The 12,183-nt window shown below is 44.3% G+C and carries 11 protein-coding genes; all 11 read left to right on the forward strand.

What is annotated here, in order from left to right:
* The first annotated feature begins 69 nt into the window (after positions 1 to 69).
* Entirely contained in the window at positions 70 to 534 is a 465-nt protein-coding gene (gene yajC, locus GB993_RS10765; RefSeq protein WP_225439104.1) for a preprotein translocase subunit YajC, read from the forward strand.
* A gap of 150 nt (positions 535 to 684) precedes the next feature.
* On the forward strand, positions 685 to 1,824 hold the full coding sequence (dinB, locus tag GB993_RS10770; RefSeq protein WP_161004288.1) for a DNA polymerase IV: 1,140 nt from the start codon (positions 685 to 687) through the stop codon (positions 1,822 to 1,824).
* Positions 1,825 to 1,903: 79 nt separating this feature from the next.
* Complete coding sequence (locus GB993_RS10775; protein ID WP_161004289.1) at positions 1,904 to 2,845, forward strand: DHH family phosphoesterase; 942 nt, start codon at positions 1,904 to 1,906, stop codon at positions 2,843 to 2,845.
* A gap of 44 nt (positions 2,846 to 2,889) precedes the next feature.
* Complete coding sequence (locus GB993_RS10780; RefSeq protein WP_161004290.1) at positions 2,890 to 4,266, forward strand: DEAD/DEAH box helicase; 1,377 nt, start codon at positions 2,890 to 2,892, stop codon at positions 4,264 to 4,266.
* Positions 4,267 to 4,599: 333 nt separating this feature from the next.
* Entirely contained in the window at positions 4,600 to 7,245 is a 2,646-nt protein-coding gene (gene alaS, locus GB993_RS10785; RefSeq protein WP_161004336.1) for an alanine--tRNA ligase, read from the forward strand.
* Positions 7,246 to 7,547: 302 nt separating this feature from the next.
* Positions 7,548 to 7,814 (forward strand): IreB family regulatory phosphoprotein, encoded by a 267-nt coding sequence (locus tag GB993_RS10790; protein ID WP_017261183.1) that lies wholly within the window; start codon positions 7,548 to 7,550, stop codon positions 7,812 to 7,814.
* Positions 7,811 to 8,245, forward strand: coding sequence for a Holliday junction resolvase RuvX (ruvX, locus tag GB993_RS10795; RefSeq protein WP_161000871.1), 435 nt, complete (start codon positions 7,811 to 7,813; stop codon positions 8,243 to 8,245). Before GB993_RS10790 ends, ruvX begins: the two co-directional genes overlap by 4 nt.
* An 82-nt stretch (positions 8,246 to 8,327) precedes the next feature.
* The gene (locus GB993_RS10800; RefSeq protein WP_017261181.1) at positions 8,328 to 8,645 is read left to right on the forward strand and encodes a DUF1292 domain-containing protein; all 318 of its coding nucleotides are present in this window, start codon (positions 8,328 to 8,330) and stop codon (positions 8,643 to 8,645) included.
* A gap of 109 nt (positions 8,646 to 8,754) precedes the next feature.
* Positions 8,755 to 9,282, forward strand: coding sequence for a CvpA family protein (locus GB993_RS10805; protein WP_161004291.1), 528 nt, complete (start codon positions 8,755 to 8,757; stop codon positions 9,280 to 9,282).
* Positions 9,283 to 9,303: 21 nt separating this feature from the next.
* Positions 9,304 to 11,673 carry an endonuclease MutS2 gene (locus tag GB993_RS10810; RefSeq protein ID WP_161004337.1) on the forward strand — a complete coding sequence of 790 codons (2,370 nt, stop codon included), beginning with the start codon at positions 9,304 to 9,306 and terminating at the stop codon, positions 11,671 to 11,673.
* A gap of 133 nt (positions 11,674 to 11,806) precedes the next feature.
* Positions 11,807 to 12,124 (forward strand): thioredoxin, encoded by a 318-nt coding sequence (gene trxA, locus GB993_RS10815; protein ID WP_161000873.1) that lies wholly within the window; start codon positions 11,807 to 11,809, stop codon positions 12,122 to 12,124.
* Positions 12,125 to 12,183: the final 59 nt, after the last annotated feature.

Consider the following 12,183-nt stretch of genomic DNA (forward strand, 5'->3'; position numbering starts at 1 on the left):
GGATTCGTTTGGCAAGCGTCGGAAAGTCTGTTACAGTACTCTACAGAATAAATGAATGAGGTGGATAAATTGGTAAGCTCTTTAACAACGACTTTAGTCGGTGCGGCTGCTCAAGGAAGTAACTTATGGAGTTCAGTACTTCTAATTGTTTTGTTTGTCGCAATCTTTTACTTTTTCATCATGCGTCCTAATCGTAAGCAACAGGATCAACGTAAGGAAATGATGAGTGGTCTTCACGTGGGTGATCGCGTGGTTACCATCGGCGGTATGCACGGTGTGATTGATTCACTCGACAGTGCTAACAAGACGGTTACAATTGATGCAGACGGAATTTACCTTGTGTTTGACCTGCAGGCCATTCATCACGTAGAAACGCCTAAATCAACAAGCACCGCTAAAGTTACTGACCAGGCTACAAGTAGTGTAACTGCTTCAACAAGTGAAGCCACGAGTGCAACTAGTGAAGCTACTAGTAGCGTTGCACAAAGCGCTGACAGTGTTGCCAGCGAAGCTACTGAAAAAGATAGTGAATAATTGTTTTGCATAAACTGCAGAATAAGACAGGTCACACGGGGTTACCGTGTTGACCTTTTTTATTCTGGTAAAACGAACGTACGTTTGCTAAAATGGACATACAGTTAATTCAAGTTGAAATCAGTCTGGGTGAAAAGGGGGGCGAAATCGGTGGCCAATACGTTGTTAAAAATCCCACTCACAGTTAATGCGGAAAGGAAAATTATCCATGTGGATATGGATGCTTTTTACGCGTCAATTGAAGAACGTGATCATCCTGAATTTCGTCATCAAGCGCTGATTGTCGCGCGCAATCCACGAGAAACGGGCGGTCATGGTGTTGTGACAACGGCCAATTACGTTGCTCGAAAACTGGGTGTACATTCAGCAATGAGCGCGCAGGAAGCGCAGAAACTGGCACCCAAGGCAATCTTTAAAACACCAGATTTCACGAAGTATCGTGCTGTTTCAGCAACGATTCACCAAATTTTTCACGAATATACAGATCATATTGAACCGATTGCATTCGACGAGGCTTATTTGGATGTTACTAATAACAAGCAAGAAATTGATTCTGCAGTGACTCTAGCCCATCAGCTACAGGCCGAAATTTGGGAAAAGGTTCATTTAACTTGTTCAACCGGCATTTCCTACAATAAATTTCTTGCCAAATTGGCATCTGATTTTGCTAAACCGGTCGGTGTGACAGTCGTCTTACCCGGCGATGCAGAGGCATTTCTTGCACCGCTGCCCATTGAGAAATTTCGTGGTGTTGGCAAGAAAACAGTGCCTAAGATGCATGATTTGGGAATTTTGACCGGAGCTGATTTGCTGAAATGGTCGGAGGCAGATCTGATGCAAAACTTCGGCAAATTAGGGTACAGTCTCTATCGTCATGTGCGTGGTAGTGATGACCGCCCAGTCGAATGGCAACGAGCGCGCAAGTCAATTGGTCGCGAAGAAACGTATGATGCACCGTTGGATAACGAAGCAGATGTCGAAACCCAATTACAATTGCTTGCTACAGATTTGGTCAGTCATCTAAACAAGCAACAGCGTCATGGGAAAACGATTGTTTTAAAGGTTCGTGACGCTGATTTTAATACGATAACAAAGCGTCAAACGCAGGCTGAATATTTTGAAAATGACGCCACGGTACTTTATGAAGCGGCTCATGAAATTTTCGATGATACGGCTGACTTGAGTAAGGGGATTCGGCTGTTAGGCATTACCATGACCAACTTAGATCCGTTAACTTTTGAAAACTTAAGTTTGCCACTATATTCGTTGAATTCTGATCGGGCATTTTAAATTGATTGAGTCTGCTTTGTGTTTAATGGCTTTTTTCGCTATACTTGCAGATACGAGATAAGTGGAGGTCCAACAAAAGATGGACGTGCAAAAGGCAATTTTTGATGACATTAAACGTAAACAGACAATCATTATTCACCGGCATCAGCGACCAGATCCAGATGCTGTTGGCTCACAGGTTGGTCTGGCTAAAATTCTGCAACAGGCTTTTCCAGAGAAGAAAATCTTTGCGGTTGGTAAGCAGATTCCGGGATTAGCTTGGTTAGCAGAAATGGATGAAGTAGAGGATGCTCAGTTCGATTCTGCGCTCATTTTAGTGTTGGATACCGCAAACGAACCTCGAGTGGATGATCAGCGATGGCGCCGCGGTCAGGAAGTTATCAAAATAGATCACCATCCTGATGATGATCCGTTTGGCGATTTGAGCTGGGTGGAAGAGGATGCATCGAGTACGTCTGAAATGATTGTCGATTTTGCCAATCGTTTTGACCTGAAGGTTTCTAAGGAGGCAGCGAGGGTCCTTTACGCGGGGATTGTGGGCGATACTGGTCGATTCTTGTACTCGGATACGCGGCCTCATACCATGACCGTAACGGCACAGTTGATGGAGACTGGTATTGATGCAGTTGCTGTTAATCAGATGGAAGATGAAATGTCCTTGCCAGTGGCTCGGTTGACCGCGTATTTGTATGAGCACCTTACGATTTCTGCATCTGGTGCAGCGCATGTTATTCTGAGCGCAGACACGATTAAATCGTTTAATTTAGGTGATGCTGGAACTGCTAGTCTTGTTCCCATGGCTGGCAAGATTGACAGTGTCAAGACATGGGCCATTTTTGAAGAACAAGATGATCACAGTTATCGGGTCCGTTTACGATCCAAGGGGCCTGTTATTAGTGGCTTGGCTCGTGAACACAATGGCGGTGGTCATCCGCTGGCAAGTGGTGCCAAAGCTAAGGATCTTGATGAGGTTAAACTGATGATTGCTAAGCTTGAAACACTGACAGCCCAAGATAAGTAAACGCTAATGTGAGTCGTGATGATTCACGCGTTAAAGGAGAAACAATGACGGAAACATTTAAGGATTTACAGTTGCGACCGGAGTTATTGGAAGCACTGCAGGAAATTAATTTTGTTAAGCCAACGCCAGTACAGGCTAAGCTTATTCCTGTGATTTTAGGCGGTCGATCTGTAGTTGGCCAGTCACAAACAGGAAGCGGGAAGACTCACGCATTCTTGCTGCCAATTTTTGATCAATTAAAGATAGACGTTGATGAAGTACAGGCGATTATTGCGACGCCATCACGTGAACTGGCTAGCCAGATTTATGAGGACGCAAAGCAATTGGCTGGTCATTTCAAGGATCAGATTAGAATTGCCAATTATGTTGGTGGTACTGATCGTTCACGTCAAGAACGCCAATTAGATAAACATCAGCCACAAGTGGTTATTGGAACGCCAGGTCGTTTACGCGATTTCATGGAAGAACACGAACTAGATTTGCATACGGCTCATCAATTTGTAATTGATGAAGCAGATATGACGTTAGACATGGGCTTTTTAAAGGACGTAGATAAAATAGCTGGTGCGTTGCCAAAGAATCTTCAAATGATGGTTTTTTCTGCGACAATTCCACAGAAATTGCAGCCATTTTTGAAAAAGTATTTGACGAACCCTGTGGTAGAAGAAATTCCTGTAACTTCAATTATCAGCCCAACAATTGATAACTGGTTGATTTCGACTAAGGGTAAACAAAAAGATGAATTAATCTACGAATTACTGACGATGGGGGAACCGTACTTAGTGTTGGTATTTTGTAATACAAAACAACGAACTGCTGAACTTACTGCTTACCTTAAGGGTCGTGGGTTAAAGGTTGCCATGATTTCCGGTGACGTACAGGCGCGTGAGCGTAAACGGGTTATGAAGCAAGTTCAAAACTTAGATTACCAATATGTTGTTGCAACTGATTTAGCGGCCCGTGGAATTGACATTAAAGGGGTATCACACGTTATTAACGATGATATTCCGCATGATCTTGATTTCTTTATTCACCGAGTGGGTCGGACAGGTCGAAACGGAATGCCCGGCATTGCAATTACGCTGTACAAACCTGGTGAAGAAAACGAAATTGCTGAGATTGAAAAACTTGGTGTTAAGTTTGCCCCGAAGGATGTTCGTCATGGTGAAGTCGTTGATTCATACGACCGGAACCGTCGTTTCCAGCGAACGGCTACTCATGAAAAACTTGATCCGACCTTAGTGGGGATGGTCAAGAAAAAGAAAAAGAAGATTAAGCCTGGTTATAAGCATCAGATTAAGACGGCCATTAAGCGGAAAGCTCAGGCGGACAAGCGGATTGAAATGCGTGAATCGGCTCGTAGCCAGCGACGTCAAAATCGGCGTCAAGGTGAATCCCAACGATCAAATAGAAGTCACTAGTTCTGAAAGCAACTGAGGTGTAGCCTGTTAATTTTCTGAAAACAAATTGACATGCTAAGCGTGAATGCTATACTAAAAAACAGTCAAGGATATGCAGCATGAACTTACTTTTAAGCGACGCTCTGGCCGGTGAAAAGGGCGAGGTAAGCGTGACTGTGCTCCCTTGAATAAAATTTGATAAACACTTGTTTTAAAACAAACACGCGACTCAGCGTTATGAGTGAGTGGTTAACGACAACATCGTTGCAAGCAAAGTGGTACCGCGGCCCTTGGCCGTCTTTGCAAGCGGCAGTGTTGTTTTTTGTTTCTGTCACAGGTGATGAAAGGAAAGTCATGAAAGAATTAACAAGTAGCCAAGTTCGGCAAATGTACCTTGATTTTTTTGAACAGCACGGTCATAAAATTATGCCTAGTGCTTCACTAGTTCCTGTGGATGATCCAACTTTGTTATGGATCAACTCTGGTGTTGCAACGATGAAGAAATATTTTGATGGATCCGTTGTGCCTGATAATCCACGGATGACGAGTTCACAAAAGAGTATTCGGACTAATGATATTGAAAACGTTGGTCGGACGGCGCGTCATCACACGTTGTTTGAGATGCTGGGAAACTTTTCCGTGGGCGACTACTTCAAACATGACGCTGTTCACTGGGCTTGGGAACTATTAACCGGCGAACAATGGTTTGATTTCGATCCAGAAAAACTGTACATCACAGTTTACCCAAAGGATACTGACGCTAAGGCAGAGTGGCTAGATGCCGGTGTTAAAGAAGACCATATTGTGGAGGCAGAGGATAATTTCTGGGATATTGGTCAAGGTCCTTCAGGTCCTGACTCAGAAATCTTCTATGATCGTGGTCAAGAAATGAACAATGTTGCTGAGGATGATCCAGAAAATTATCCCGGTGGTGAAAATGAACGTTACCTAGAGATTTGGAACATTGTGTTCTCACAGTTTAACCACACGCCGGAAGGTACTTACGAACCATTGCCGCATAAAAACATTGATACGGGGATGGGATTGGAACGGGTTGTTTCTGTGTTCCAACATGCCCGGACCAACTTTGAAACGGATTTGTTTTTACCAATCATTCGGGCGACAGAACAGCTCTCTGATGGTAAAAAGTATGAGGCTAACAAGACTGATGACGTTTCCTTCAAAATTATTGCTGACCACGCTCGGGCAGTTACGTTTGCTATCGGTGACGGTGCATTGCCATCAAATGAAGGCCGTGGCTATGTCATTCGTCGATTGATTCGCCGGGCCATCTTGAATGGTAAAAAGTTAGGTATTAACGAAGCCTTTCTATACAAGCTTGTGCCAGTTGTTGGCGAAATTATGAAGAGTCATTACCCAGCCGTTCTGGAACAAGCTGATTATATTGCCGGCGTTATTCATTCTGAGGAAGATCGGTTCAATGTGACCTTGGACACTGGTTTATCGTTGTTGAATGATACGATTGCTGCAACAAAGGCTGCTGGAAAAACGCAGTTAGACGGGGCAGAAGCCTTTAAGTTATTTGATACTTACGGTTTCCCCGTTGAATTGACCACCGAATATGCAGGTGACGAAGGCTTAGGCGTTGACCAAGAAGGCTTTAAGAGCGAAATGGAAAAGCAGCGTGCCCGGGCCCGTAATGCGCGTTCATCAGCTAAATCAATGGGTGTTCAGCGTGCCTTGTTAACGGATATTAAGTCAGTTAGCAAGTACGTGGGCTATAACCAATTAACGGTTGAAAATGCTAAGTTGCTGGATATCATTGTTGATGAAAAATTAGTCGATCAGGCCGATGAGAATGCTGACAGTGCCGAAGTTATTTTTGATATGACACCGTTCTATGCAGAAATGGGTGGTCAGGTTGCCGATACTGGCAGTATCGTTGATGAAAATGGACACCAAGTAGCTAAAGTTACGGATGTTCAACATGCACCAAACGGTCAGAACTTGCATACAGTGAAGGTGACTGGCAAGCTGGTTAAAGGCGCAACTTATACGTTAACGGTAGATGCTGCACGACACAGCAAGATCGAAAAAAATCATACAGCTACCCACTTGTTAGACCAGTCACTGCGTAACGTACTGGGAACGCATACTGCTCAGGCAGGTTCATTAGTTGAACCGCATTACTTGAGGTTTGATTTTACACACTTTGGTCAAGTTACCAGTGAAGATTTGCATAAGGTTGAACAGATGGTTAATGATCAAATCTTTGCTGAAATCCCTGTAAAAACTGTGGAAACTGACATTGAGACGGCTAAGAAGATGGGCGCCATTGCCATGTTCTCTGAAAAATATGGTAAACGGGTGCGGGTTGTTTCTGTTGGCGACTTCAACACAGAATTCTGTGGTGGCGACCATGTTTCAAATACAAACGAGCTGGGGTTATTCAAGATTGTGTCAGAAACTGGTGTTGGTGCCGGTGTCCGCCGGATCGAGGCCGTCACAGCTGGAGATGCATTTAAGTTCTTAAACGATGAGGAAAACTTGTTGAGCCAAACTGCTGCATTGGTTAAGGCGCCACAACTAAAGGAAGTGCCACATCGTGTTGAAGCACTTCAAGGTGAAGTCAAACAGCTTGAAAGCGATCAGCGCGCATTGCAAGCTAAGATGGCTGCCCAACAAGCGGCTAGTGCATTTGACAATATTGAAACTGTCAACGGAACAACCCTAATTGCTCAGCAGGTTAACGTTGCTGGCATGGGTCAATTACGGCAACTAGCCGATGATTGGAAACAAAAGTTACCTTCAGATGTGCTTGTATTGGCAACTGCCAATGAAGGTAAGGCCAGCTTGTTAGTGGCAATGGCACCGGATCAGGTTAAGGCCGGCCGCAAAGCGGGTGATCTTATCAAGGCGATCGCGCCAGCTATTAATGGTGGTGGCGGTGGCCGTCCTGACATGGCTCAGGCCGGTGGCAAGAACCCAGATGGTATTAGCGAAGCTTTGACTCAGGCCAAGACTTGGCTGGAAAAATAATAAATTAAAGCACTGGCTCACTAAAAGTTACTTGTGTAATTAAACGTAACTAATGGTGTTATTGATCATATGTGTTTATTGAAAACGGAAATTAACGGTGAAAACATCGTTAGTTTCTGTTTTTGTTTCAGTTTGGGGCTGTTTATTTGACAATACGGTTACAATGGGCTGGATAATTGTTATTTGGCTAATGTTTCAGTAGAATAGTTATTAATCGGAGTGTGTAGATTTTAAGGCTCACGGTAATGGTCTGTAACTGCACGCGGAAGTCCGTTGGGTTGATTGACCATGGAGGGATACAGATGAGTACGACAGATAAAACCATGTTCTTTGATTTTAATAATCAGCAACAAAAAGACGTGCATGATACGTTAACAACGGTGTATGCTGCACTTGAAGAAAAGGGCTATAACCCGATCAATCAAATTGTCGGGTACTTGTTATCGGGGGATCCAGCATACATTCCACGTTTGAATGATGCTCGCAATTTGATTCGGAAGCATGAGCGCGACGAAATTATTGAAGAACTAGTACGTTCATATTTAAAGGCGGACAACAGTAATAAATGAAATTAATGGGATTAGATGTTGGTTCACGCACCGTGGGTGTTGCAGTCAGTGACGCTTTTGGTTGGACCGCGCAAGGTGTTGAAATTGTCCGCATCAATGAAGATGAGGGTGAATTCGGTTTAGATCGAATTGAAGCGTTGGTCAAGGCTCATGGGACACAGGGCTTTGTGCTGGGATTACCGAAAAATATGAACAACACGCTTGGACCACGCGTGGCGGCGTCGCAACATTATGGTGAGTTACTCACTGAGCGCTTTCACCAACCGGTTGACTTTGTCGATGAACGGTTGACAACGGTTGAGGCAGAACGAATGCTCGTTGAACAAGCAGACACCTCACGTAAAAAGCGTAAACAAGTAATCGATAAGTTAGCTGCTGCTCTAATTTTGCAGAATTATTTAGACGGTCATGGTAAACTGACACAGGCATGATTGTCGGATGTCTAAGGTGACAATCAGTCGTTTAATTTTGTAGAAATTCTTCATAATCGTAATAAAGAAAGTGGGAACCAAAATGGCAGAAACAAAACACAGTGGTGCGGAAGACAACGACGAACAACAAATTACACTAGTTGACGATAATGGCAATGAGACACTTTATAATGTTTTATTTACGTTTAAGTCAGACGATTATGGCAAATCATACATTTTACTTTATCCAGCCAGCGCGGCAGATGATGAAGAGGTGGACATTCAGGCATATGCATTTGATCCTGAGGAAGATGGTTCGACAGAAGGCGAGCTATCACCGATTGAGAATGACGACGAATGGGACATGGTTGAGGAAATGCTAAATACTTTCCTCGATGATGACTCAAACATGTCGAATTAACTTGTATACTGACTTGTGTTTAATGACGGCGCTGTATTCCTATTCATGAGGAGTGCAGCGCTGCTTGCGTTAACTGACTTAAATTTAGAAATAGGTGGAGCGTAACAGTATGGTGTTATCGTTAATTGTTATATTATTACCGCTTATCGCGTTGGGTAGAGGGTATCGGCGTGGTTTTGTCGTTGAAGTTGCCACGACAGTTGGCTATGTGTTTGTCATTATCATTGTCAAACTATTAATGCCAACAGTGGCAGGGTGGCTGGCCCATTTGTTGCCGATGAATCATCAACCAACCGCTAATGATCAGCTATTAAACAGTCAGGTGAATCACTTTTGGTCCGCCGGTTTGGCCTTTTGGTTGTTGATGATTGTTGGCTTGCTTCTTCTTCGCTGGTTAACGCGATCGTTAAAATTATTTACCAATATTCCGGTGATTCACGGTATCAACGCCCTGAGTGGTGCGTTGATTGCCGGGTTACTGATGTATGTATTAATCTTTTTTGGTCTCGCAATTGCTTCTGTCTGGCCGGCAGCATGGATACATGATCAATTATTACATTCACCAGTAAGCCACTGGATTTTGCACCAAACACCACTGTTGTCAGAAAAAATCTTTCAATGGTGGCTGACTCGGTAGAAAAGGACTGAATATAAATTGATGAATAAACGTGGGCTCACAACCCTCGAATTTGATAAAGTAAAAGAAAAAATGACCGGTATGTTAAGCTCGCCGATTGGTCATAGAGAGCTTGCTGAATTACAGCCGGCAACGGATCCCAGTATCATTCAGCGACGTTTGGACGAAACAAAGGATGCCACGGACATTCTTAGGCTCAAAGGCGGTATCCCGTTGCCGGAACTGGCTGATTTGACCCCGCACATGAAACGATTGGCCATCGATGCAGCTCTAAACGGAACTGAATTAGCTGCGGTTGGTCGTGTTTTGCAAACTGCAATGAGCGTCAGAACTTTCTTCAGTCAGCTGGCGGAGGACGGAACTGAGCTGCGACAACTCAATGAGACGGCCAAACAAATTGTTGCATTGCCTGACCTAACTCGTCAGTTAAACACCGCGATTGAGCCAGATGGTCGGGTTAGTGATGCTGCAAGTGAGGAACTGGCCGCAATTCGTCGCCGCATTAAGAGCACCGAAGACCTAATTCGGTCTCGTATGCAAAATTACGTTCGTGGCAAGCAGGCCCGTTATTTGAGTGAGCCAATTATCACGATGCGTAATGATCGTTACGTTGTCCCGGTCAAAACAGAGTATCGCGGACGTTTGGGCGGTGTCGTTCATGATGAAAGTCAATCCGGTCAAACCTTATATATTGAACCAGAAGATGTGGTGGACTTAAACAATCGTTTGCGACAAAGCCAGGTTCAGGAACGTAATGAAGAGGCCCGTATTTTACAAGAATTATCGGCCGTGCTAACACCACACCGTGAAGATATCTTGGCAAATGCGGATGTGTTGGGACATCTAGATTTTGTGAATGCTAAGGCCCGTTATGCGCATCAATTGAATGCGACAGAGCCACAATTGAGCACAGATGGACACATTAACTTAAGACAGGCGCGGCATCCATTATTGGATCCTGAAACAGCCGTGCCTAATGACATCACACTTGGCGACGATTACGATGCAATCATCATCACCGGACCTAATACAGGTGGTAAAACAATTACTTTGAAAACATTGGGGCTAAGCCAATTAATGGCACAATCCGGCCTATTTATTCCGGCATTTGAGGGCAGTCAAGTCGCTATCTTTGACAATGTTTTTGCTGATATTGGTGACGAGCAGTCCATTGAGCAGTCGCTAAGTACGTTTAGCTCGCATATGGACAATTTGATTCAAATACTAAATCAAGCAACGTCAAACAGTTTAGTGCTGGTAGACGAAATCGGCGCAGGAACGGATCCTAAAGAAGGCGCCGCGTTAGCGATTGCCATTCTAGATGCATTTGGAACGATTGGCGCGGACGTGGTGGCCACTACCCACTATCCTGAACTCAAGGCTTATGGCTATGATCGACCACGGACAACGAATGCCAGCATGGAGTTTGATGCGGAGACATTACAGCCAACTTATCGGCTACTATTAGGCATTCCAGGACGTTCAAACGCACTGGAAATTTCACAGCGATTAGGATTGCGTTCAGATATTATCGCGGCGGCGCGTGAGCTAACGAGTCAAGATAGCCAAGATTTGAATGCGATGATTGGGGATCTTGTTGCCCAACGTAAACAAGCTACGGATGAGGCAGCTGCGTTGGCTGAACAATTAGCTGATGCGACGAGGCTACAGACCGAGTTGACTGCTCAATTTGATCGATTCACGGAGCAAAAAACGCATCAGCTAGATGTGGCAAAACAAGAAGCAAATCACATTGTGGCAGATGCCAAGAAACAGTCTGACAAGATCATTCATCACCTGCGTCAAATGGAAGTGAAGCAGGGAGCTGGCGTTCGCGAGAACGAGCTCATTGACGCCCAAGGAAAGCTTAATGCGTTAAGACAAGACCCATCATTGGCTAACAATAAAGTATTGGCACGTGCGAGAAAAAAGCATACGTTCCATCCTGGAGATGCTGTGGTCGTCAAATCTTATGGCCAACACGGAACGATCAATCGTCAATTGAGTGCGCATGAATGGGAAGTTCAAATGGGTGCGCTTAAGATGAAAGTAGACGGTTCAGATCTTGAAAAGTCTAATGAACCAACCGCCAATGAAAAGGAACAACGTGCCAGCCGTACAGCTGTTCACAGTAATATTGGTGCACGCGCGCAGGCACAATTAGACTTGCGGGGTCACCGTTACGACGCCGCAATGAGTGAAGTGGATCGCTTTATCGATTCAGCATTGTTGGCTAATCTTGGTGAAGTGACGATTGTCCATGGTAAAGGAACTGGTGCACTGCGCCAAGGAGTAACAGAGTACTTACGGTCTAATCCGCGGGTCAAAAGCTTTGGTTTTGCACCAGCAAACGCCGGTGGTGATGGCGCAACCGTTGTCAAACTTGGTTAGTGAAGACAACTAAAGGCGTATTGACTGCGTGAAGTGGTCAGTTTGTAGAGATAAGCAAAAGAATTGCGTGTTCCCCAAAAAAGAGTACACTATGTTTACGTACAAAAAGTTAGTGAATGGAGGCTAAATGTTTATGGCAGTTAATGTAACAACAGACAAAACCTATGAGGCAGACACTAATAAAGGTGTTGCGGTAACCGATTTCTGGGCAACTTGGTGTGGACCATGTAAAATGCAATCACCAGTTGTGGAACAATTAGCCGACGAAATGGGTGATAAAGTTTCGTTTACAAAGATGGATGTGGATGAAAATCCTGACACACCATCAAAATTTGGAATCATGGGGATTCCAACGTTAATCGTCAAGAAAGACGGTAATGTTGTGGACACACTCGTGGGTTACCACACAAAAGAACAAATTCAAAAGACGCTAGCACAGTACATGGCGTAGATTCTCGCATAATGTTCGTAAAGTGAGAATTTAGTGAGACTCCGACCACATCGTTATGT

The organism is Furfurilactobacillus milii, assembly GCF_009864005.1.
GTDB classification, from domain to species: Bacteria; Bacillota; Bacilli; order Lactobacillales; family Lactobacillaceae; genus Furfurilactobacillus; species Furfurilactobacillus rossiae_B.

Excerpts from the sequence above, each read along its gene's own strand:
- GB993_RS10775 (WP_161004289.1), top strand. The coding sequence starts at position 1,904 with ATGGACGTGCAAAAGGCAATTTTTGATGACATTAAACGTAAACAGACA.
- GB993_RS10780 (WP_161004290.1), top strand. The coding sequence starts at position 2,890 with ATGACGGAAACATTTAAGGATTTACAGTTGCGACCGGAGTTATTGGAA.
- alaS (WP_161004336.1), top strand. The coding sequence starts at position 4,600 with ATGAAAGAATTAACAAGTAGCCAAGTTCGGCAAATGTACCTTGATTTT.
- GB993_RS10790 (WP_017261183.1), top strand. The coding sequence starts at position 7,548 with ATGAGTACGACAGATAAAACCATGTTCTTTGATTTTAATAATCAGCAA.
- ruvX (WP_161000871.1), top strand. The coding sequence starts at position 7,811 with ATGAAATTAATGGGATTAGATGTTGGTTCACGCACCGTGGGTGTTGCA.
- GB993_RS10800 (WP_017261181.1), top strand. The coding sequence starts at position 8,328 with ATGGCAGAAACAAAACACAGTGGTGCGGAAGACAACGACGAACAACAA.
- GB993_RS10805 (WP_161004291.1), top strand. The coding sequence starts at position 8,755 with ATGGTGTTATCGTTAATTGTTATATTATTACCGCTTATCGCGTTGGGT.
- GB993_RS10810 (WP_161004337.1), top strand. The coding sequence starts at position 9,304 with ATGAATAAACGTGGGCTCACAACCCTCGAATTTGATAAAGTAAAAGAA.
- trxA (WP_161000873.1), top strand. The coding sequence starts at position 11,807 with ATGGCAGTTAATGTAACAACAGACAAAACCTATGAGGCAGACACTAAT.